We start from the raw sequence: 24,534 nt of genomic DNA, 5'->3' as shown, positions 1-24,534 counted from the left end.
AACAAAATTGATTGTTAAAAAACAGAAACTAAATTTATATATTTTGTAAACATAGGGAGAGTAAAATATATTTCGTACACGAAATATTAGTAAGCGAAATGTTAGGAAGCGAAATATATTTCAAAGGAGAATATTTATGGATGAAAAATCTAAGGGGATTTTAATTTTAAAACAGATGAAAAGGATAATGGATTTATTTCATAAAAATATGAAAAATGAATTTGAAGAAATCAATTTAACGAGACCTCAAGGGATGTTAATTGGTTATTTGTTTCAAAAAGGAGAATGTAAAATAAGTGATTTAAGTGAATATATGGAACTTTCTAATAGTACTGTTTCTGGGATAGTTGATAGACTTGAAAAACAGAAAATAGTAGAAAGAAATAGAGATGAAAAAGATAGGAGGGTTGTAAAGGTAAGTATTACTGAAGATTTTAAGAAGAATTCTAATACACATTACAAAAAAATAGAAGGAAGATTCTCAGAGATCTTTGAAAATGTTGAGGAAAAAGATTTGAAATTTATCTTAAAAGGATTAAAAAAGTTGGAGAAGATAATTGAAATCAATACTGAGGAGAGCAAAGAATGATAAAACTATTAAAATATTTAAAACCGTATACCGTATTTTTATTAGTCGCTATCGCATTACTTTTTGTGCAGGCTATGAGTGAACTCGCTTTACCAGATTATATGTCTAGAATAGTTAACACTGGAATTCAACAAGGAGGAATTATTGACTCTGTTCCAGAAGTTATTAGACAAAGTTCTTTTGAAAAAATCAAATTGTTTATGACTAATGAACAGAGTAAAAAAGTTATAAATAGTTATGAATTGATATCTTCTGATGATGTTGAATATCTTAAAGATTATCCAGCGTTGAAAGATGAGGATATATATTTATTGAAAGATATTGATGAAGAATTAAAAAGCGAATTGAATATAATAATAGGAAAAGCTTTTATAACTGTTTCAGGTATTCAAAAAGCAAAAACTGAAGCTAAAAATGGATTTATGGAACTCAATGGTATGAAGATCCCAGCTAATATAGATATATTTAATATTATTAAAACTTTACCAGAAAATCAAAGAATTAAAATGATGGAAAATGTTGATAAACAAATAGAAGCTATGGGTACAAGTATGATAAATCAAATGGGTGTAGCAGCCGTTAAAGAAGAATATATGGCTATTGGTATTGATACTGATAAGATACAGAGTTCATATATAACTAAAACGGGGTTATATATGTTATTAATAGCTTTTTTAAGCGCTGCAAGTACTGTGATGGTTGGACTTTTAGCAGCAAGAATAGGTGCTGGTTCGGCAAGAGACATAAGAAGAGATGTTTTTACAAAAGTAGAGAATTTTTCTAATTCTGAATTTGTAAAATTTTCAACAGCATCACTTATTACAAGAACGACAAATGATATAACTCAGATACAATTAGTTATTGTGATGATGATAAGGATGATATTTTATGCTCCTATAATGGGTGTTGGAGGAATAATAAGAGCTTTAGACAAGAGTACATCTATGTCATGGATAATAGCTCTTGCAGTTATAATACTTCTTGGACTTATTATGATAGTATTTTCAGTTGCACTTCCTAAATTTAAAAGGATTCAAAAGCTCATAGATAAATTAAACTTAGTTACTCGTGAGAATCTTTCTGGATTGATGGTTATAAGGGCATTTAATACTCAAAACTTTGAAGAAAATAGATTTGATAAAGCCAATAAAGATGTTACAAAGACTAATCTTTTTGTAAATAGATTGATGGTTGTTATGATGCCAGCTATGATGCTTATAATGAATGGAATAACACTTTTAATAGTTTGGGTTGGAGCACATCAGATTGCAGAATCAAGTATGCAAGTTGGAGATATGATGGCATTCATGCAATATGCTATGCAAATTATATTTTCATTTTTGATGATGTCTATTATGTTTATTTTAATTCCAAGAGCTTCAGTATCTGCAAATCGTATACATGAAGTTTTAAAAGTTGAACCAGAGATAAAAGATATTGATAATCCTGTTCATATAGATAAAGTTGATGGAGAAATTGAATTTAAAAATGTTTGTTTTAAATTTCCTGGTGCAGAAGAAAACATGCTTAAAGATATTTCATTTATTGCAAAACCAGGTCAAACTACAGCTATAATTGGATCTACAGGTTCCGGGAAATCAACACTTATAAATATGATACCAAGATTTTATGATGTGACTGCAGGAGAAATTCTTTTAGATGGTGTTGATATAAGAAAACTCAATCAAAAAGAGTTAAGAGATCAAATAGGTTATGTGCCTCAAAAAGGTATATTATTTAGTGGAACAATAGAATCTAATTTGAAATATGCAGATAAAAATGCATCTCATGAAGAAATTTTAAAAGCTTCAGAGATAGCCCAAGCTATGGAGTTTATAGATGAAAAAGAGGAGAAATTTCAATCACCTATTTCACAAGGTGGATCTAATGTTTCTGGTGGTCAAAAACAAAGGCTTTCTATTGCAAGAGCTATAGTTAAAAAACCAAAAGTATATATTTTTGATGATAGCTTTTCAGCTTTAGATTTCAAAACAGATTCTATGTTGAGAAGAAAATTAAAACAGGAAACTTCTGATAGCACTTTTATAATAGTGGCACAGCGTATTTCTACTATAGTTAATGCAGATCAGATTCTTGTCCTTGATGAAGGAAGTATAGTTGGAAAAGGAACTCATAAAGAGTTGATGGAGAGTTGTAAAACATATCAAGAAATAGCTTTATCCCAATTATCAAGGGAGGAATTGTAATGAGCAAAAACAAACAAAAAAATAATAATGAAGGCTTTGGACATGGACCTGCTGTTATGAGAGGTGGTCAAAAGGCTAAAGATTTTAAAGGAACTATGAAAAAGCTTTTAAAATATATGAGTGATTATAAAGTTTCGATTATTGTAGTTTTTATATTTGCGATGGCAAGTGCTATATTTATGATAATAGGGCCTAAAATTCTTGGTAAAGTAACTACTAAACTTTTTGAAGGTATTATGACTAAAATAACTGGAACTGGTAGTGGTATTGATTTTGTATATATAGGGAATATATTACTTATGCTTGCTGGAATTTATTTAATAAGTTCTATTTTTAGTTATATCCAAGGATGGGTAATGTCTGGAGTTTCTATGGATATAAGTTATAGATTTCGTGATCAAATCTCTAAAAAAATTAATAAACTTCCGCTTAAATATTTTGATAACACAAATCAAGGTGAGGTATTATCAAGAGTTACCAATGATGTTGATACTATAAGTCAAACACTTAATCAGAGTCTTACACAATTGATTACTTCTATAACTACTGTTGTAGGTGTTTTATTTATGATGTTTTCTATAAGTTGGCAGATGACATTAGTAGCTCTTGCAATAATTCCTATTTCTATGATTTTAATAGCTTTTGTAGTTAAATATTCTCAAAAATATTTTAAACAACAACAAGATTATCTTGGTAATGTTAATGGACATATTGAAGAAATGTATGGTGGACATGTTGTTATGAAAGCTTTTAATGGTGAAGAGGAAAGTATAAAAGATTTTGATAAGTTTAATCAAAAACTTTATGGTGCAGCATGGAAATCACAGTTTTTATCTGGAATGATGATGCCTATAATGAATTTTGTTGGTAATATAGGTTATGTTGGAATAAGTGTTTTAGGAGGTTGGCTTGCAGCAAAAAGAATGATCGAAGTTGGAGATATTCAAGCTTTTATACAATATGTAAGATCTTTCACACAACCAATAGCACAGCTCGCTAATATTTCTAATATATTTCAGCAAACAGCAGCTGCGGCAGAAAGAGTTTTTGAATTTCTTGAAGAAGAAGAAGAAAGTTTGGATACTTTAAACCCAGTTAAGCCTGAAACTATAGAAGGAAATGTTGAATTTAAAAATGTACATTTTGGATATGATTCAGATAAAATAATAATAAATAATTTTTCTGCAAATATTAAGGCTGGTCAAAAAATAGCTATAGTAGGTCCTACTGGTGCAGGTAAGACTACTATGGTGAAGTTGTTGATGCGTTTTTATGATATAAATAGTGGAGAAATTTTGATAGATAATAATAATATAAAAGATTTTACAAGAAAAGATTTGAGATCTTATTTTGGAATGGTTCTACAAGATACATGGCTTTATAATGCATCTATAAAAGATAATATAAGATATGGTAATTTGAATGCAACTGATGAAGAAGTTTATGAGGCATCTAAAGCTGCTCATGTCGATGGCTTTGTTCATGCTTTACCAGATGGATATGATATGGTTTTAAATGAAGAAGCTTCAAATATATCTCAAGGACAAAAACAGTTGATAACAATTGCAAGGGCTATACTTGCAAATCCAAAAATATTGATACTTGATGAAGCGACAAGTTCTGTAGATACCAGAACAGAAGTTCAAATACAAAAAGCTATGATAAATCTCATGAAGAATAGAACTAGTTTTATAATTGCTCATAGGCTTTCTACTATAAGAGATGCAGATTTAATTCTTGTAATGAATCATGGTGATATTGTTGAACAGGGAAATCATAAAGAACTTCTTGAAAGAGATGGTTTTTATGCAGATCTTTATAAGAGTCAGTTTGAAGCACCAGTAGAAGGATAATTTTTAATATATCTTAATATTGTTTCAATCAATTTATACTATAATTCTTTTAAATGAATATATTTTAGGTGATGGAGTTCGCCTTTAACCGCAATTAAAATGCTAATGACTCCTGTCTATATTTAAATGGACAGGAGTTTTTTCATTTAAGGAGGAAAGTTTATGGCACTTAGTATAGCTACTGTAATAATTTTGGGATTGATTTTTAAATGGTTATTTGAAAAAATTAAACTTCCTGGCATACTTGGAATGCTTATACTTGGAGTTTTAATAGGGCCATATATGCTTGACTGGATAAGCCCTGAGATGATGAATATTTCTACAGATTTAAGGAAAATAGCTCTTATAATAATACTTTTAAGAGCGGGACTTGGAATATCGAGAAGTACGCTTAAAAAAGTTGGAAAAGAATCTGCAAAACTTGCATTTATTCCAGATCTTATTGAAGGATTTGCTATTGCCTTTTTTTCTATGAAGATATTTGGCCTTTCATTTATAGAAGGCGGAATGCTTGGATTCATAATAGCAGCAGTTTCTCCAGCAGTAGTAGTGCCATCTATGCTTGAATTAATTGAAAAGGGAAAAGGTGAAAAGAAAGCTATTCCAACTATGATACTTGCAGGTGCTTCTATTGATGATGTTGTAGCTATTACAATGTTTTCAACTTTTTTGGGACTTTATGGTGGAAAGAATGTAAATATACCTGTAAAAATAATTGAAATTCCAATTTCAATTATTTTGGGAGTTGCAATAGGGGCTGTTGTAGGTTTTATATTTGTTCGTATTTTTAAGAAATTTCATATACGAGATACAAGAAAAGTTTTATATATAATAGCCATATCTATATTTTTGACAACTCTTGAAGATGTTTTAAAATCTTATATACAGATTGCAAGTCTTCTAGGGGTTATGACTATAGGTTTTATATTACTTGAAAAAAAACCAGATGCCGCAAATAGAATAGCAAAGAAATTTGAAAAAATATGGGTTTTTGCTGAAATAATATTATTTGTTTTAGTTGGTGCGCAAGTTAATACAACAGTTGCTTTAAATTCAGGTCTCAAAGGCCTTGCTTTGATAACTATAGGTCTTTTATTTAGAAGCTTAGGTGTTTTTATATCTTTAATGGGATCTGATTTGAATGGAAAAGAGAAAATTTTTTCTATTATAGGATATATTCCTAAAGCTACTGTTCAGGCAGCTATAGGAGCTGTTCCTTTGAGTATGGGTGTTGAAAATGGAGATCTTATTCTCGCAGTTGCAGTTTTATCTATAATATTTACGGCACCAATAGGAGCATTTGGTATAAAGTATTTTGGAGATAAATTATTGGACTAAAGATAATAAAAATAGACTTATCGTTTGATAAGTCTATTTTTTTATATAATTTAATATTTCTAAAAAAAAGAAAAATAATCAAGAAATATAATTTTTATGAATTGAAAATAAAAAGGAGTGGATTATGATATGAAAAAAGTATTTTTATTTATATCGGTTTTGAGTATAATGATTTTTTCTTTTTCATCGAATATAGTTATAAGAGTTCCACAAGATCCAGATTTTCTTGACCCACATAAAGCTGCAGCTTCCGGAACATATGAAATGATGTTTAATGTTTTTGAAGGCCTTTTAAAACCAAGCCCGGATGGTAAAGTTATACCAGCTGTTGCTGAATCTTATACTGTAAGCGATGATGGATTAGAATATACTTTTAAATTGAGAAAAAATATTAAGTTTCATAATGGTGAAATAGTAACAGTAGAAGATGTTTTATATTCTTTAAACAGACTTAAAGGTAATGATAAAGATTCTGCTTTATCTTCTGATTTTCAAAAGTATGTTGAAAGCATAGATTCACCAGATTCTCAAACTATTAAAGTCAGATTAAATACAAGAAATTCTGATTTTTTAGTTAAGTTTGTGGCTGCAATTGTACCTAAAAAGGTTAATTTATTGAATGATAATCCAATAGGTACAGGACCATATTCTTTTGTAGAATATGTACCAGGTCAAAAACTTGTATTAAAAAAATTTGCGGATTATTGGGGAGAAAAAGCTCATATAGATAATGTTGTTTTTAAAATAATTCCTGATGAACAAACATCTTTATTGAGTTTTCTTTCTGGAGATATAAGAATGTATCCAAGAATAAATGATATTCAAGCTGAAATGTTAAAAGATAGATATAATGTAATAAAAGGTGAACAGAATATGGTACAACTAATGACTATGAATAATAAAGTCAAACCTTTTGATGATAAAAGAGTGAGACAAGCTATAAACTATGCCATTGATAAGGATGAAATAATTCAATTGGTTGCAAATGGTAATGGAACTAAACTAGGTTCTAATATGTCTCCTATAATGAAAGAATATTATGAAGAGGGACTCGAAGATTATTATAAAACTGATTTAAAAAAGGCTAAACAACTTTTGAAAGATGCAGGATACTCTAATGGGTTTAATACTACAATAACGGTTCCATCAAATTATAAATTTCATGTAGATACAGCTCAAGTTATAGCAGAACAACTTAAAAAAATTGGAATTAATGTAGATATAAAGCAGGTTGAATGGGGTGTATGGTTGGATGAAGTTTATTCAAAAAGAAATTATGATATGACTATAATAGGTCTTACTGGTAAGTTAAGTCCATATGATATATTGAGAAGATATTTAAGTGATTATCCAAAAAATTTTTATAATTATGAGAACTTAGAATATGATGAAATAATAAATAAAGCTATATCTGAAACAAATGAAGATATAAGAGCAGCACTTTATAAACAAGCACAGATAATTTTAACAGAAGATGCAGCAGCTGTTTATATAATGGATCCTCAACTTACAGTAGTTACTTATAAAGAAATAAAAGGATATACTATGTATCCACTGTATGTTCAAGATATTTCAAAATTATATTACGAAAAATGAGGTATTTAAATGTTTTTTAAAAAAATATTATCTATGATTATAACCATATTATTCATAACCCTTATAACTTTTTCTGTTTTTGAAATTATACCTGGCGACCCCATACTTTCAAAGTTAGGCATGGATGCCGATGAGGCACAAATTGAAGCTTTAAAGAGTGAATTGGATCTTGATTCCCCATTTCCAGTCAGATATATAAACTGGCTGGAATCTCTTTTTAAAGGAGATCTTGGAAAATCTATAAGATATGAAAAACCTGTTCTACAGATGATAAAAGATAGAGTACCAGTAACTTTTTCAATGGCTTTTATGTCTATAATAATAATAATTTTAATAGGTGTACCTCTTGGAATAATAAGTGCAAAGAATAATAATAAATTTATTGGAACTTTTATATCTTTTATAACTCAGTTTTTAATGTCAATACCTTCTTTTTGGATTGGTATAATACTTATTTTTTTGTTTGGTCTCATTTTTAGAATATTTTCAACGGGAGGATATGTTCCATGGTCACAAAATCCTTTTGAAGCTTTTAAAGCTCTTTTTTTACCTTCATTAGCTATATCTATACCTTCGATAGCTGTTATAACAAGATATACAAAAAATACTATTATTGAAGAAATGAACAAACCTTATACTTTAACAGCATATTCTAAAGGAATACAGGCCAATAAAGTTTTACTGAAGCATAATTTAAGAAACGCCCTCATTCCTGTTATAACCATTTTGGGAATGATAATAGGTAATATACTTGGTGGAAGCATAATTATAGAACAAGTTTTTTCTTTACCTGGAATAGGAAGACTTTTGATAAATGCAATTTCAACAAGGGATATTCCTTTAGTACAAGGACTTGTATTGTATTTAGCTTTTATAGTCGTTTTTATAAATTTTATGATAGATATACTCTATGTGTTGATAGATCCAAGAGTAAAAACAAAATAGGTGATTAGATGAAGAATATAAATTTAATGATAGGAATAATTATAATTTCTTTTATAGTTTTAATAGGTATTTTGAGTTTTTTTTATACTCCGCATGATATAACTCAAATGAATGTGACTAAAAGATTTTCTTCACCATCATTTGAAAATATACTTGGAACTGATAATTTTGGTAGAGATATATTGAGTAGAATAATGGTTGGTACACAAACAGCTTTATTTGTTGGATTTGTATCTGTTGCAATAGGTCTCGTATTTGGAGTTTTTATAGGAGCGTTATCCGGATATTTAGGTGGGATATTTGATGAAATAATTATGAGATTTATGGATGCGATGCTTGCTTTTCCTGGTATATTATTCGCTTTGATGTTTGTATCGATTTTTGGAGTGGGAATAAAAAACACCATAATTGCGATAGGAATTATGTCTATACCAAGTTTTGCTCGTATAACAAGAAGTGGTGTTATTCAACATAAAAATTTTGAATATGTGAAGAATGCAAAAATAAAAGGTGCAGGTAGTTTAAGAATAATATTTTTTCATATACTTCCAAATATACTTTCTCCAATACTTGTTGCAGGATCATTAGGTTTTTCCAGCGCTATACTTTCCGAAGCTGGTTTGAGTTATCTTGGACTTGGAGTTCAACCGCCGTATCCAAGTTGGGGTAGGATGCTTAATGAATCACAAATATTTATAACTATATCTCCATGGTATGCTATTGCTCCAGGATTGATGATATCTTTAACTGTTTTAGGGTTTAATTTTCTCGGAGATGGATTGAGAGATCTTCAAGACAAAAGGAAGAAGTGATTTTATGGAATTATTGAGTTTAGAGAATATTTCAATAGGATTTAAAAATAAAAATTATTTGAGTTCGGCTGTTAAAAATATAAGTTTTAAAATAAAAAAAGGTGAAATACTTGGAATTGTTGGTGAATCGGGATGTGGTAAGAGCATAACCTCTCTTTCTATAATAGGACTTTTACCTGATAATGCTGTAATAACTTCTGGTAAGTTGATATTTGATAATAAAAACTTATTATCTTTAAAAAATAAAGAAAGAATAAAAATGATGGGTGAAAAAATTTCTATGATCTTTCAAGAACCAATGGTATCTTTGAATCCTCTTATGAAAATAGGAAAACAAATAGAAGAAAATATAGTTCAACATAGAATTATAGATAAAAAGACTTTAAAAGAAGAAACATTAAATCTATTAAAAAGTACGGGAATACCAGATGTTGAAAGTTCTTATAATAAATATCCTCATGAATTATCCGGTGGACAAAGACAAAGAGTTATCATAGCAATTGCAATTGCTAATCAACCTGATTTAATAATAGCTGATGAACCTACAACAGCATTAGATGTTACAATACAGGCTCAAATAATAGATTTATTAAAAAATATAAATAAAAGTAGAGAATCTTCTATTTTATTTGTATCTCATGATATAGGCGTTATAGATGAGATATGTGATTCTGTAGTTGTTATGTATTTTGGCGAAATAATAGAAAAGGGAAGCAAAAAAGAAATAATAAATAACCCTAAACATCCTTATACTGAGGGGCTTTTAAAATGTTTGCCTTCTGATGATTTAAGGGGTAAGAAACTTTATAATATAAAAGGAAAAGTTCCTGATATAAACTCAAAAATTGATGGTTGTCCATTCAAAGATAGATGTGATTTTGTTATGGATATTTGTAAAATTGAAAATCCAAAAGAATTTAAGATTAATGAAGAACATTATGTGAAATGTCATAAGGTGATAAATAATGGATAATATAGTTGAAATAAAGGGATTGGAGAAAAGTTTTATTAATAGAAATAATTCTTTATTTAAAAAAAACAAAAAAATAAATGTTTTAAAGGGTGTAGATTTAAAAATAAAAACTGGAGAAGTTTATGGACTTGTTGGAGAATCCGGTTGCGGTAAAACAACTACTGGAAATATAATAACAAGACTTTTAAAAGAAGATTCAGGAGATATCTTATATAAAAATGAAAGAATAAATGATATAAAAAATAAAAGATTAAAAAATTATAGAAAAGAAGTTCAAATGATTTTTCAAGATTCATCAGGATCAATAAATCCCAAAAAGACTATAAAATGGATACTTGAAGAACCTTTAAAAATACATGGAATATATGATAAAACTTCTAAGGAATATTTAAATGATAGATTAGAAGATGTTGGACTTGGTAAAGAACATCTTAAAAGATATCCTCATGAATTATCTGGTGGACAAAGACAGAGAATAAGTATATTGAGTGCTTTAATATTGAATCCAAAGTTAATAGTTGCAGATGAACCAGTTTCTTCATTGGATGTTTCAATACAAGCACAAATATTGAATCTTTTAAAAGATTTACAAAGTAATTATAACTTGACTTATTTATTTATTTCTCATGATTTGAATGTAGTCAGTTATTTGAGCGATAGAATATCGGTTATGTATATGGGAAAGATAATTGAGACAGGGGATGTAGAAAATATAATGAAAATGCCTGCTCATCCTTATACAAAAGTTTTAATATCTTCAGTTCCAAAAATAAATAGAAAGAATAATAGAATAATTATAAAAGGAGATATTCCGAAGTATAATAGTGATATAGGATGTGATTTTTATTCGAGATGTCCCTATGCTATGGATATTTGTAAAAAAAATGATCCTGATGAAATAAATTTGGAAAAAAATCATACAGTAAAATGTCATCTTTTTGGGAGGTAATTTATGAAAATTGGAATAATTTCAGATATTCATGTTGATATCAGTAATAAAGAAGATGAAAAAATAGAAGAAATATTAAGCGATTATTTAAAAGAAAAAGAGGTAGAAGTTCTCATAATAGCTGGAGATATTTCTGAGAATTATAATACAACGATCGAAGTTTTGAGAAAAATAGAAGAATTATCAAAATCGAAAGTTCTTTTTGTACCTGGTAATCATGATCTTTGGAATATAAAAAATAAAGAACTTGAAACATATAATATATATGAAAAATTAAAAACCTTTGAAGGAAATCTTTGTGATAATCCTTATGAACTAAATGAAGAATATGTAGTTATAGGGGATGTTTTATGGTATGATTATTCTTTTGCAGATAATAGTTTTTTTGATGAACAACTTGAAATGAAAATGTATATGGGAAGAACATGGAAAGATAGTCAGTATATTAAATGGGGAAAACTTGATAAAATTAAAAACATAGAATTTATAGAAAAATTAAAAGAACAAATAAGTAAATATAAAAATAAAAAAATAATACTTGTAACTCATATGATAACGCATCCTGCATTTAAAGTAGAATATAATGATTTATGGAAGTATTTTAACGGTTTTCTTGGTACAGATAAACTATTGCCAATAATCGAGGATAATAATAATATAAAGTATATTATAATGGGACATGTTCATTATAGAAGAGAATTTAAAGATGGTGAGAAAAATTATATATGTAGATGTTTAAACTATAGAAATGAGTGGGAGAGTGAAGATATTAAAAAGGAGATAAAAAACACTTTGAAAATATTAGATTTATAAAAATATTATGAAAAAAATTGAATATTATGAGATATAATAGTATGGAATGCTAACAAAATATGGATGGTGTATTATCATGGATTATGAAAAGAAAAGAGATATGATACTTCATGGGGATATAAAAAAAGCCCTTTTAAAAATGGCAATTCCATTACTATTATCAAATTTGAGTCAAACCCTTTACAATTTGACAGACACTTATTGGGTAGGCAAGATTGGTTCATTGGAGGTGGCGGCCGCTTCATTTGTTTGGCCGGTTTTATTTTTTGTTATAACTATAGGTATAGGAATATCTTCAGCTGGAACTTCATTGATGTCTCAATATAATGGACTAAGAGATAAAGATAATGCTCGATTAATAGCTGGACAGATATTTTCTCTCACTATAGTTTTTTCTATTGTCATGACTATTATAGGTATAATTGTTTCACCATATGTCTTGAGATGGATGGGTGCAACTGGAGAATTATATGATAAATCATTGACTTATTTGAGGATAATGTTTTTGAGTACACCAGTGTCTTATACTTATATGGTTTTTAATTCTGTTAAAACATCAGAAGGAAATACTCTTACGCCTATGATAATAAGTTCTTTGGGTGTTGTTTTAAATATGATTCTTGATCCACTTTTTATAATCAATTTTAGAATGGGTATAATCGGTGCGGCTATAGCTTCTGTAATTTCTCAAGGAGTATTTTTGATTTTAATTTATCCTCTTCTATTTAGAAAAAAAGATGGTATATATATAAAAAAATGTAATTTAAAATTGAGAATGGATAAGGTTATTAAAATATTTAAAATAGGATTACCCTCAACTATAGGGACTTCTATGGAATCTCTTGGTTTTATAATATTGAACAGTTTTATAGTTACTTATGGTAATACAACTCTTGCTGCATACAGTGTAGCTAATAGAATAAATTCTATGGTTTTTATGCCTGGAATGGCTATTGGTGGTGCTATAGTTTCTATAATAGGCCAAAATATAGGTGCAGATCAAATAGATAGGGTAAAAAAAGCTTTCAAAACAGCTGCATTGTATTCATTTACTATATCTATGACTTTGGGTATTATTTTGTTTATATATGCCGAAAATGCTTTAAAAATATTTTTACCTTTAGAACAAGATCTTCCAACTGTTATTGAAGGTACTGAGTATATGAAATTAATGGCTCTTTCATTATTCCTTGTAGGTATGAATGATCTTTTAAATGGAACATTTCAAGGATCTGGTCATACATTGTATTCTATGATGATTTCTATGGGAAGACTTTGGATATTCAGAATACCTATGATAATAATATTCCAAAATTTTACAGATCTTGGTTCTACAGGAGTTTGGTATGCTATGGTTTTGAGTAACTTTTTAACTACTATAATGGGATTTTTATTCTTTTTCTTTGGAAAATGGGAGAGAAGAGTTGTTGAAAAATCTCCTGTGTATGATCAGGATTAATTTTTAGTATAATCGTAATTTTGTATATACTTTAATATTTCATTAGTATTTTTAAAAGATATCATATAATTTATAAAATTTTTGTCATTTAAAAGTTTTAAAATATCTGTTATAGCTTTTAAATCTTCATTTTTATCTTTTGCACAAAAAGTAAAGACAATTTTAACGGGGTCATTTTTTGAATTAAATTTGACTCCGTTTTTTATTATCAACATAGAAATTCCAGGTTTTAACACTCCATCTTTTGATGAAGCATGTATTAAAGCCACATGTTTTGATATAACAGAATAAGGACCATTTTCTTTTATTATTTTTATACATGTTTGTATATATTCTTTTACTATAAATGCTTCTTTTAAAAGCAATTCTCCAGACTTGAATACGGCATCTTCCCAATTTTTTATGGTATTTATTTTTTTTATTAATTTTATATTTAAAAGATTTTTAAGGGTTAATTCATAATTATTAGTTTTATTATAATTTTCTTCTTTTATTATATTTTTTATTTTAATATAAGTATTTTCATCATCTATATTATTCTTTAGTATTTTTAAAAGATCATTTTTACTTATTTTTTCATTGAAACTTATATTTTTCTTTCTTATATTTAACATATTTTTTCGTTTTATAATTATAGATCGAATTTTTGATATGTCTTCATTTGAAAGTAAAGGAGATACTTTTAAATTTGGAAAATTATTTTCATGTATATCAAATGTAGATAAAATTAAGTCAATATCTTGTTTATAATATTTATTTATCTCCCTCACTGGAACGGTATTTATTATTTTTATATTATTAAATTCATTTAAAAGCCTTGATTTTAATATATTTGTTGTTCCTATACCACTTGAACAGACTAAAATCACTTTAAGAAAATTACCTTCATTTTTGTAATTTTTTTCTATTGAAGCACCAAAATGTAAAGCTATATAACCAATTTCATTTTCTTCTACATTTTTATTTAAATAAGCCATAAAAATCTTTGAGGCTATAATAGAAGCTTCATATATTTCTGAATATTTGTTTTTTATTTCTGGCAATAATGGATTATGAAGTGGTAAATTAAACTTTATTCTATTTGCTGCAGCCATCAAATGTATGGCGAGTCCTTTTATTAATTCATTATCATGTATTAAATTTATTTTAAAATAATCATCAACAATTTTACACATTTCTTTTGCAAGAAATAAAAAATCTTCATTTACTCCATCTTTATTTAAAGGAATTATATCTTTTTTTGCACCTAAAAGATGAAAAGCTAAGAAAAATCTTTCTTCTTGAGGTATAGATATTTCAAAAAAATTTTCAGAATCATCAGAAATTTTATTTATTATTTCGAGTTCTTTTTTTGTTATTAAATCATTTATCATAGAATTTTCATATTTTATTATTTTTCCATTCTTTATTCTTTTTATAGAAAAACATAAATGTATTATTAAACTCGCATAATCATCAAATGATATATCAAATTTATATTTTTTTATGTATTTTTTAATTATATATTCAACTTCAAATATATCAATCCCATTTATTAATTCATTAAAAAAATTCAGAGTATCATTTTTTAAAAATTTTTCTTTTATATAATCTTTATTTAAATTGTTTAAAAGTTTTATTATTTTTTCATTTTTCCCAGTTTCATATATCAAAGAAGTAAAAGCATGCCTTATATCATTTTCTTCACCATCGATTAAAATTCCAAAATTTTGTTTTCTTATAAGATTTATTTTTTTATTCCTCAACCAATATTCAACTACATCAAGATCATTGGATATAGTTGATTTGCTTACTTTAGTAATTTCTTCAAGATCGTTTATTTTTATTGGTTCAAAAGTTTGAAATAGTTTGAATAGTATTAAAAACACTCTATCTGTTTTTTCTATAGATAGATTTTTATCATCAAAATTTTTAATGAATTTATTTAATGAATTTTTATTTTTTATATAAATACCAACACCTTGTTTAGATATTAGAGCAAAATCATATTTTTTTGAGAGAATTTTTATTTCTTCCAAATCATATCTTATAGTTCTTTTACTCACATTAAATTTTTTTGATATTTCAGCTATTGTTATAGGTGTTTTTAAATCATGAAGAAAAATCATTATATCTATAATTCTTGTTTTTATATTCATATAAAAAACCTCACATTTAATTTGATGAAAGAAGAATAGAGGATATAAATCCTCTTATTCTCCTATTTGTTTATGAAAGTATAAATTTCTTCCGATTTATTTATATTAGTTATCTTTTTGTAAAAATCTTTATTATCCATTATTTCAGATAATTTTGAAAGAATTTTTAAATGAGATTTACTTTCTTTAGCCGAGAATGATATTATTATTTTTACAGGATCATTTGCTTTATTTCCAAATTTGACAGCATTTTTCAATATGATCATAGAAATATCATTTTTGAGAACATCATCAGAAGATTCGGCGTGAGCCAAAGCAATTCCAGGTGATATAACTATATATGGTCCATATTTTTTTACATTTTCAATCATTTTTAAAATATAATTTTCTTTTATACTTTTATTTTTTAAAAGAAGTTCACCTGAAATTCTTACAGCTTGTTCCCAATTTTCAGCATTTATATTTGTTTTTATATTTTGTAGTGGAATTATTTCATTCAAAAATACCGCCTCCAAATAATGTTTTCCAGACATCATAATCCTTTGATAATTTCTAAAGCCTTTTCCACTACTTTTTCACTTGAAAGACCATATTTCTTTTTTACATCAGATGTTTTTCCTGATTCTGTAAAAGTATTATTTACACCAACACATTTTACAATGATATTGTTTTTAGACTTTACGATTTCTTCTGAAATAACTCCATTTAATCCTCCACTTACATTATGATTTTCTACTGTTACTATTCCTTTTACTTTTGAAGAAAGTTTATTTATTAATTCTGAATCTATAGGTTTTATACTTCTTATATTTATTAATTTGTTTTTATAACCCAATTCTTTTAAAGATAAAAATCCTTCATAAGCTTCTTTGGAAGAACTTCCTTCGAATATTATAGCTATATCATTTCCATCATCTTCTAAGATTTCAGCTTTACCAGTGTGAAAAGAACAATTTTCATCATGTAATACTGGAACTGTATCTCTTGGAGTTCTTATATAAACAGGACCGTTTATCTTTAATGCTTCTTCTACACATGCTTTTAATTCATTCATATCTGATGGAGTGAATACTGTCATATTAGGAATTACTCTTGATAAGGCAATATCTTCAAGTGCATGATGAGTTGCACCATCAGGACCATTATCCATTCCAGGATGACTTCCAATTATTTTGAAATTAAAATTTGAATAGCATGCTTGTCTTAATTGAGTCCAAACGGTTCCAGTTACAAAAATTGAAAAATTCACATAAATAGGTATAAATCCTTCCATGGCAAAGCCACATACAGAACTCATACTACTTTGTTCAGCTATTCCCATTTCAAAAAAATTATTTGGATAAACTTCAGCAAATTCATTCGATTTTACAGATGAAGCTAAATCACTATCTATTACTACTAAATTTTTATGTTTTTTTTGCATTTCAATAAGTACTTTTCCTATATAATCTCTTGTTGAAACAAGTTTATAATTCATAAAAACACCTCTTTAATTTAATTCTTCTATAGCTTTTTTATATTGTTCATCGTTTAATCCACCACTATGCCATTTAGGATTATTTTCCATGAAACTTACACCTTTTCCTTTTATCGTATTTGCAATTATAAACTTAGGTTTATCTGTTATTGAATCTATTTTTTCAAGTACTTGTAAGATTTCCTCGATATCATTTCCATTTATTTCTTCTATGTGCCAATTAAAACTTTTTATTCTATCATGTATTGGTTCAAGATTCATAACTTCATTACAATTTCCTTTAGATGAAAGTTTATTATAGTCAAGAAATACTATTAAATTGTTTAATTTATAATGTGCCCCTTCCATAAGAGCTTCCCATATTTGACCTTCATGCATTTCACCATCACCTATTATTACATATACATTATGATCATTATCATTTTTTAATTTCTTTGCAAGTGCAGCTCCCACTCCTATTGAAAGACCTTGGCCTAATAACCCCGTATTGGCATCTATCTCTTTAATTTTATTTCTATCAGGATGACCTTGAAGCCTTGAGTTTATTTGTCTGAATGTATTTATTTCAGATTTTTCTATATATCCTAAATCCATAAAAACACTGAATAATGCAGGAGTTACATGGCCTTTAGAAAGTATAAGTCTATCTTTGTTTTCTTCTGATCTATCAATTCTTGTGTTGTATAGTACATTTAGTATATCTATACAAGATAAAGAGCCGCCTGGATGACCAACTTTTGCTTTATAAATCATCTCTATTATAGTTTTTCTGTATAATTTAGATTTGTTCTTTAATTCTTCTATGTTTATAGTATTAGACTTCACAAAAATGACCTCCGATTAAATTTTTATCTTACGAATAATTTTCCTAAATAGTACACAACAAGTCCAACAGCAACAAAATCTGTTTCAGGGAATGTTGTACCTGAAAGTCCTATCTTACCCATTATTGGATATAATAATGCAGGACCAACAGCTATTAATATTCCAGTTACAAATCCACCTGCTATAGCACCTTTCCATCCACCAGTGGCATTACCAAATACTCCAGCAGTAGCTCCTATGAAAAAATAAGGTATTGCAACTGGTATTATTACAGTTACTCCCATCGCAGCAAATATAACCATACATAGTAATCCACCAATATAAGCCGAGATAAATCCTATTACAGTTGCTGTAGGTGCATATGGGAAAACAACTGGACAGTCTAATGCAGGTTTTGCATTTGGTATAAGTTTTTCTGATATTCCAACAAATGCTGGAACTATTTCACCCAAGAACATTCTTACTCCGGTTATTATTATGTATAAAGCAGCGGTAAATGTAAATGCTTGAAAAATTGGATATACAAGCCAATTAACTCCACCTGAAAGAGTTTCAACTGCCTCTTTACCAGCAGCAATTGCAGATATATAATAGAAAGCTCCTATTGATATACTTACAGAGACTACATAATCTTTAAATATTGATAACCAACCAGGTAATTTTAATTTTTCTGTACTTTGTTCTGGATTTCCAACTTTTGAACCAATCCAACCAGATAAAGCATATGCAAGAGTTACATAATGTCCCATAGCTATTTCATCATTTTTCGTTATTTTTCTCATATATGGTTGGGCAATTGCTGGAAATATTGCAGCAGCAAAACCAAGTATTATGGAGCCTATTAATATAGTTATGGCGTTTCCAAGACCGAGTGCTTTTAAGACAACTGTTAAAAGAGCTGCGAGATATAAATTATGTTGACCAGTCAAAAAAATGTATTTAAACTTTGTAAATCTCGCAACAAGTAAATTACAAATAAATCCAATAAACATGATAAGAGAAACAACAGTTGCAAATTTATTTTGAGCAAGTGCTGTGACAGCTTCAGCAAGAGGTAAGATTCCAGTTAATCCAAACCCTTTAGCAAAAAGTTGTTGAAAACTATCTAAAGCAGTTACACCGAGAGCTGCTCCACTTGAAAATATCAAAAAACCAACTATTGTTTTTATAGTTCCAGTTATAACTTTTACGGCAGATTTTTTTTGAATTAGCAAACCCATTAAAGCCATAAGACCTACGAGAATAGGAGCTGAACTTAATACATCAAAAACAACAACTTTCAATAATCCCATAAAAATCCCCCTAACTTTATAATTCTTCTAATTTTTTTAAATAATTCATCAATTTTGATTTTATTTCTTCTTTGTCCATAATATCGTTTATGCCCACTACTTTTACTCCATCTGATTCTAATTGTTCAACGAGATCATTCATTGTAATTACAAAATCTACATCATAATTATTTACAGCACTTAAAACATCATGTTCTATTTCTAAAGGTAAATCATTTTGAGATATTACTTGTTCGAGTTTGAATTTTAACATCATACTACTTCCCATCCCCGTACGGCATACCACTAAAGCTCTTCTCATTAAAACACCTCCAATTTATATATCTCTTGATTAAATTTTAAAGTATTAATTATTATTATTCAATATGAATAAGAGTTATTTTATACCTTTAAGTTGAGGCAATTTTTAAATAAAAAAGGATATTATAAGTTTTTTTATGTTTTGAGTAGTGAGGAGTAGTTTTTTTAGTTTAATTAAAATTAAATTAAACTCTTATGTTATTTTTTGATAATAATAATTATTTTTTATGTTTTGGATTTTTTTTTATTTTTTGGAGTAGAAAAAATCTAGTTTGAGTGATACTATAAAAATAGTAATAAGTTTAATTAACTACTATTTTTAGGAGAGGCTAAATTATGAGGGAGAAAAATGTTTGTAATCTCATGGATTTGAATTTTATATTCACAGATAAGAGTAATTTAGTAAAAGATGGTGATTATTATTGTAAATTTTATGAAGAGAATCAAGATGAATATATTTATAGAGTACAACCATATTTGTTGATGCCAGGAATAATAATTTTTTTTATCGATTATTTATGTAATAAAGAATATATAAAAAGTGAGATAAAAAGAAGTGATGATTTCTTTGCTATACATTATTGTAGGAAAGGAAGATACGAATGTGAACTTGAAAATGGTTATTCCATATTTATGGGCCCTGGAGACTTTGCGATTCATAATATGAAGTATAAAGTGTTAAATCCATATTTTTCAGAAAGAAAATATGAAGGAATATCTGTATATTTTGACACTAAAAGAATGGAAAAAGATTTAAACAATTTTTTCAAAGTTTTAGGTATTGATACATTTGAATTGATTAAATATTTAAAGAAAATAGATCTTACACTTGTTGAAAGAGGAAATGAGTTTGTAGAAGGTATATTTGATGATATTTATAAGTATAAACAAAATAATATGATGGAATCTATTAGTTTAAAGATAATAGAACTTTTATTCTTTATTTCTAATAAAAAAACTTTGCACTATTCAAAAAATGATTATATTCCTCAAACACAAAGATTAAAAATAAAATCTATAAAAGATTATTTGACAGAAAATCTTTCGCAACACATAAAAATAAAAGAACTTTCTGTTAGATTTAATATTAAAGAAAATAAAATACAAAATATTTTCAAAGAAATATATGGACAAACTGTATATTCATATATAAAAGAATATAAGATGACAAAAGCTGCATATTATTTGAGAAATTCTGAGTTTAATATAAGTTCTATAGCTTCTAAACTTGGGTATGTAAATTCGAGTAAATTTTCAGCAGCATTTAAATCAAAGTATGGTGTTACACCAAGTTTTTATAGAAAAGGGATTTAATAAATTAAGGAGGATTGAATGAATTGAATAAAGATTTTAGTTTAATAGGGAAAATAAATGAATATACTGGAAAGTATAAAAAATATTTTATTCTTTCTTGGATTTTTTCGGCTATTTCAGGTATTTTTATGATGATGCCATATGTATTTATTTATTTTATAATGTCTGAACTTATAGATTTTTTTAAGTCTGGTGGAGAATTAAACTCTTCATTACTTCTAAATTATGGTTGGAGTATAGTTGGAATAACTGTTTTGTCTTTTATATTATATTTTACGGCTCTAATGCTTTCGCATACGACAGCTTTCAATGTTAGAAAAAATATGATTCTTAGTTCTATCGAAAAAATTCAAAGTTTTAATATGGCATTTCATTTAAACAATACCAGTGGTAAATTAAGAAAAATAATAGAAAAGAATACTGCTGATACAGAAACATTTATAGCACATTTATTACCAGATCTTTCACAATCTTTTGTTATTCCAATAGCCATACTTATTTTGATCTTATCTTTTGATTATAGATTGGGTATAGCCTGTCTTATTCCTATATTAATAGGTTTTTTTCTTCAATTTGTTTCTATGGGTGATAAAAAAACTAAAGAGTTTAATAGATTATATCAAAATGCTCTTGAAGAAATGAATAATTCAGGTGTTGAATATGTGAGAGGTATTTCTGTAGTTAAAGTTTTTAATCAATCAGTATATTCTTTTAAAAATTTTTATAAATCAATCATAAATTATAAAAATTTTGTACTCAAATATACTTTAAATTTTGAAGTTCCATTTTCTTTATTTAATACTATGATAAATGGTATTTTTTTCTTTATAATTCCAACAGCAATAGTAATTTATAATCTTACAGTAGATTATAAAGCTTTTATATTGAGTTTTATTTTTTATATAGTTTTTATGCCAGCTATCACAACAACACTTTTGAAGATATTATATATTGCAAATCATGCAAGTGTGACTAAAGAATCTATAAGAAGAATAGAAAATATGCTTAATTATGATGACTTGAAATATTCCAAAAAATCTATTTCGCCAAAAGATTATGGTATAAGCTTTGAAGATGTATCTTTTAAATATTCAAAAAATGAAAAATATGCTTTAAAAAATATATCTTTTAATATTCAACAAGGAGAGGTAATAGCACTTGTAGGACCTTCTGGAGGAGGTAAAACTACCATAGCTAATTTGATTACAAGATTTTATGATCCTGAAAAAGGATCTATTAAAATAGGTGGAGTTGATGTAAAAGATATATCTAAGAATGAATTGATGGATATTATAAGTTTTGTTTTTCAGGAAAACAGATTATTTAAAGAAAGTATTTATGAGAATGTTAGATATGGAAAACTCGATGCATCTAAACAAGAAATAATGAAAGCTCTTGAGAAAGCACAATGTAATGATATTATAGAAAAATTAGAAAATGGTGTTGATACAGTTATTGGCAGAGATGGGATTTATCTTTCTGGAGGAGAAATGCAGAGAATAGCTATAGCAAGAGCATTGTTGAAAAATGCTCCTATAATTATTCTTGATGAAGCTACTGCCTTTACAGATCCAGAAAATGAATTTAAAATTAAACAATCTTTTGATGAATTATTGAAAGGGAAGACAGTTATAATGATTGCTCATAGATTATCAACAATAAAAAACGTAGATAAAATATATTTAGTAGATGATGGTGAAATAATAGAATCAGGAAAACATGAAGAACTTTTACAAAAAGAGGGAAAGTATTTGAGAATGTGGAATGAATTTACGAATAGTATAAACTGGAAGTTTAAAGGTGGGGTTAATAATGCTTAAAAATTATTTTGCCCTTTCAGACAAAGGATATAAAAATTTAAAACAATCTATTTTTATAGGTGTTATTTATAATATAAGTCTTATGTTACCAGTAGGATTATTAATATACCTTTTGAATTCATTTATAACCCCTTTTATAAATGATACTGAGAAATCATCTATGAATTTTTGGATCTTTTCTGGTATAGCTCTTTTGCTATTTATTCTACTTTATATAATTGAGAAAATAAAGTATAGATTGAGTTATATATCTGCTTATGAAGAGAGTGCCAATACAAGAATAAATCTTGCCGAAAAGATCCGTACATTACCATTATCATATTTTGGAAAGAAAAACATAAGTGATTTAACTATGACACTCATGGAAGATGTCACAACGCTTGAACACGTATTATCTCATACGGCAGGTGAAATGGTTTCAGCAATGATAAGTATAGTAATAATAGGTGTATCTCTAATGTTTTTTAATTGGAAAATGGCAGTTGCTTTGTTAGCTTTTGTACCTATCGCAGTTATTATGATTTTGGTTACAAAAAATATTCAACATAAAAATAATAAGATGGTTTCTAAATCAAAATTAAAAATATATGATTCTATACAAGAAATATTAGATAATATAAAAGTTATAAAAGGATCGAATCTTGAAGACATTTATTATGATAAATTAAAGGGAAAACTCGATGATTCTATAAAAAAAGCTTTAAAAGTAGAATTTTCTACCGGTTCAATAATAATGTCAGCTCAATCAATTTTAAGACTTGGTTTTGTAACTGTTATAATTGCTGGAATTTATTTTATAATGAATGGTCAAATAGATTTGATGACTTTCTTGATATTCATGGTGATTGCTTCGAGAATATTTGATCCATTATCAAGTGTTTTCATGATGCTTGCAGAGGTTATACATTCAAGAAGTTGTGTTGAAAGAATGCTTGAAATAGAAAATTATGAAATTCAAAAAGGTTCAAAATCAGTAAATCTTTCATCATATGATATAAATCTTGAAGACGTATATTTTTCTTATGAAAAAGAAAGTGTTATAAAGGGAATAAATCTTGAAATAAAACAAGGTGAAGTAACAGCTTTAGTAGGGCCTTCAGGATGTGGAAAAAGTACTATAAGTAAACTTATAGCAAGATTTTGGGATGTAAATGAAGGAAGTATAAAAATAGGTGGAGTTGATATAAATACAATAGATCCTGAAGAACTTTTAAAGAATTTTTCAATAGTATTTCAAGATGTAGTTCTTTTTAATGATACCATATATAATAATATAAAAGTTGGAAATATGAATGCTTCAAAACAAGAAATAGAAAGAGTTGCAAAACTTGCAAGATGTGATGAATTTATTAATAAACTTTCAAACGGTTATGAAACTGTTATCGGAGAAAATGGATATACATTGTCTGGTGGTGAAAGACAGAGAATTTCTATAGCGAGAGCCTTATTAAAAGATGCTCCTATAATTCTTTTGGATGAAGCAACGGCATCTATAGATCCAGAAAATGAAACTTTAATACAAGATGCAATTGGAAAACTTATAAAAGGAAAAACAGTTCTAATAATTGCTCACAGACTTAGGACAATAGAAAATGTGGATAAAATAGTTGTTATTAATAATGGTAAAGTAGTGGAACAAGGAACAAATGATGAACTTCTGGAGTTAAAAGGCATGTACAGTAAGATGCTTTCCCTTCAAAAAGAAAGTGCTGAATGGGAGATAAAGCAATAAAAACTGTCTGTTAATGATATGACCTCCAAAGTAGACACGTAATTAATAAAAATTACAAAACTGCTTTGGAGGTATATTTATAATATTTACTTTGTTGATTAT

Annotated in this window: 20 protein-coding genes and 1 riboswitch; of the genes, 14 read left to right on the top strand and 6 right to left on the bottom strand. The window is 27.3% G+C overall.

Annotation, left to right across the window (positions count from 1 at the left end; translation table 11 throughout):
* The first annotated feature begins 136 nt into the window (after window positions 1-136).
* The 11 genes from PWP28_RS04090 (at window position 137) to PWP28_RS04040 (ending at window position 13,534) form a co-directional block, all read left to right on the top strand.
* The gene (locus PWP28_RS04090) at window positions 137-589 is read left to right on the top strand and encodes a MarR family winged helix-turn-helix transcriptional regulator (protein ID WP_109606126.1); all 453 of its coding nucleotides are present in this window, start codon (window positions 137-139) and stop codon (window positions 587-589) included.
* Entirely contained in the window at window positions 586-2,796 is a 2,211-nt protein-coding gene (locus PWP28_RS04085; protein ID WP_308644298.1) for an ABC transporter ATP-binding protein, read from the top strand. The genes PWP28_RS04090 and PWP28_RS04085 overlap by 4 nt, the downstream gene beginning before the upstream one ends.
* Entirely contained in the window at window positions 2,796-4,649 is a 1,854-nt protein-coding gene (locus PWP28_RS04080; protein WP_308644297.1) for an ABC transporter ATP-binding protein, read from the top strand. The genes PWP28_RS04085 and PWP28_RS04080 overlap by 1 nt, the downstream gene beginning before the upstream one ends.
* Window positions 4,650-4,707: 58 nt before the next feature.
* A riboswitch (Fluoride riboswitch) is annotated at window positions 4,708-4,771 on the top strand.
* A 40-nt stretch (window positions 4,772-4,811) separates the two neighbouring features.
* A complete protein-coding gene (locus tag PWP28_RS04075; protein WP_264149478.1) occupies window positions 4,812-5,987 on the top strand; it encodes a sodium:proton antiporter in 1,176 nt (391 codons plus the stop codon).
* Window positions 5,988-6,116: 129 nt separating this feature from the next.
* Window positions 6,117-7,583, top strand: a complete 1,467-nt coding sequence (locus PWP28_RS04070; protein WP_308644296.1) for an ABC transporter substrate-binding protein — start codon at window positions 6,117-6,119, stop codon at window positions 7,581-7,583.
* A 9-nt stretch (window positions 7,584-7,592) separates the two neighbouring features.
* Window positions 7,593-8,528, top strand: a complete 936-nt coding sequence (locus PWP28_RS04065) for an ABC transporter permease (RefSeq protein WP_308644295.1) — start codon at window positions 7,593-7,595, stop codon at window positions 8,526-8,528.
* 8 nt (window positions 8,529-8,536) lie between these two features.
* The gene (locus PWP28_RS04060) at window positions 8,537-9,340 is read left to right on the top strand and encodes an ABC transporter permease (protein ID WP_308644294.1); all 804 of its coding nucleotides are present in this window, start codon (window positions 8,537-8,539) and stop codon (window positions 9,338-9,340) included.
* A gap of 4 nt (window positions 9,341-9,344) precedes the next feature.
* Complete coding sequence (locus PWP28_RS04055; RefSeq protein ID WP_308644293.1) at window positions 9,345-10,313, top strand: ABC transporter ATP-binding protein; 969 nt, start codon at window positions 9,345-9,347, stop codon at window positions 10,311-10,313.
* Window positions 10,306-11,262 carry an ABC transporter ATP-binding protein gene (locus PWP28_RS04050; protein WP_308644292.1) on the top strand — a complete coding sequence of 319 codons (957 nt, stop codon included), beginning with the start codon at window positions 10,306-10,308 and terminating at the stop codon, window positions 11,260-11,262. The genes PWP28_RS04055 and PWP28_RS04050 overlap by 8 nt, the downstream gene beginning before the upstream one ends.
* A gap of 3 nt (window positions 11,263-11,265) precedes the next feature.
* The gene (locus tag PWP28_RS04045) at window positions 11,266-12,075 is read left to right on the top strand and encodes a metallophosphoesterase (RefSeq protein WP_308644291.1); all 810 of its coding nucleotides are present in this window, start codon (window positions 11,266-11,268) and stop codon (window positions 12,073-12,075) included.
* Window positions 12,076-12,151: 76 nt separating this feature from the next.
* Window positions 12,152-13,534, top strand: a complete 1,383-nt coding sequence (locus PWP28_RS04040; RefSeq protein WP_158274891.1) for an MATE family efflux transporter — start codon at window positions 12,152-12,154, stop codon at window positions 13,532-13,534.
* On the opposite strand, the gene PWP28_RS04035 is transcribed toward PWP28_RS04040, so the two are convergent.
* From PWP28_RS04035 to PWP28_RS04010, 6 genes are all read right to left on the bottom strand, one after another.
* Window positions 13,531-15,672, bottom strand: coding sequence for a BglG family transcription antiterminator (locus PWP28_RS04035; RefSeq protein ID WP_308644290.1), 2,142 nt, complete (start codon window positions 15,670-15,672; stop codon window positions 13,531-13,533). The two genes, PWP28_RS04040 and PWP28_RS04035, sit on opposite strands and share 4 nt — an antisense overlap.
* A 62-nt stretch (window positions 15,673-15,734) precedes the next feature.
* Window positions 15,735-16,172 (bottom strand): PTS sugar transporter subunit IIA, encoded by a 438-nt coding sequence (locus PWP28_RS04030; protein ID WP_308644289.1) that lies wholly within the window; start codon window positions 16,170-16,172, stop codon window positions 15,735-15,737.
* Window positions 16,173-16,204: 32 nt separating this feature from the next.
* Window positions 16,205-17,149, bottom strand: coding sequence for a transketolase C-terminal domain-containing protein (locus tag PWP28_RS04025; protein WP_308644288.1), 945 nt, complete (start codon window positions 17,147-17,149; stop codon window positions 16,205-16,207).
* Between the two features lie 12 nt (window positions 17,150-17,161).
* Window positions 17,162-17,959, bottom strand: a complete 798-nt coding sequence (locus tag PWP28_RS04020) for a transketolase (protein WP_109605975.1) — start codon at window positions 17,957-17,959, stop codon at window positions 17,162-17,164.
* Window positions 17,960-17,997: 38 nt separating this feature from the next.
* Window positions 17,998-19,266: a PTS ascorbate transporter subunit IIC gene (locus PWP28_RS04015; protein ID WP_308644287.1), complete on the bottom strand. Its 1,269-nt coding sequence runs from the start codon at window positions 19,264-19,266 to the stop codon at window positions 17,998-18,000.
* Window positions 19,267-19,282: 16 nt separating this feature from the next.
* Window positions 19,283-19,567 carry a PTS sugar transporter subunit IIB gene (locus PWP28_RS04010; RefSeq protein ID WP_109605951.1) on the bottom strand — a complete coding sequence of 95 codons (285 nt, stop codon included), beginning with the start codon at window positions 19,565-19,567 and terminating at the stop codon, window positions 19,283-19,285.
* 335 nt (window positions 19,568-19,902) lie between these two features.
* Between PWP28_RS04010 and PWP28_RS04005 the strand changes: the two genes are divergently transcribed.
* The 3 genes from PWP28_RS04005 to PWP28_RS03995 are packed head-to-tail and all read left to right on the top strand — an operon-like array spanning window position 19,903 to window position 24,432.
* On the top strand, window positions 19,903-20,880 hold the full coding sequence (locus PWP28_RS04005) for an AraC family transcriptional regulator (protein WP_308644286.1): 978 nt from the start codon (window positions 19,903-19,905) through the stop codon (window positions 20,878-20,880).
* 14 nt (window positions 20,881-20,894) lie between these two features.
* The gene (locus PWP28_RS04000) at window positions 20,895-22,700 is read left to right on the top strand and encodes an ABC transporter ATP-binding protein (protein WP_308644285.1); all 1,806 of its coding nucleotides are present in this window, start codon (window positions 20,895-20,897) and stop codon (window positions 22,698-22,700) included.
* Complete coding sequence (locus PWP28_RS03995) at window positions 22,693-24,432, top strand: ABC transporter ATP-binding protein (protein ID WP_308644284.1); 1,740 nt, start codon at window positions 22,693-22,695, stop codon at window positions 24,430-24,432. The genes PWP28_RS04000 and PWP28_RS03995 overlap by 8 nt, the downstream gene beginning before the upstream one ends.
* Window positions 24,433-24,534: the final 102 nt, after the last annotated feature.

The organism is Oceanotoga sp. (assembly GCF_030445905.1).
In the GTDB taxonomy this organism is placed as follows: Bacteria; Thermotogota; Thermotogae; order Petrotogales; family Petrotogaceae; genus Oceanotoga; species Oceanotoga teriensis.
Note: the sequence above shows the minus strand (reverse complement) of the source record. Positions and strands in the feature narration are given on the sequence as shown.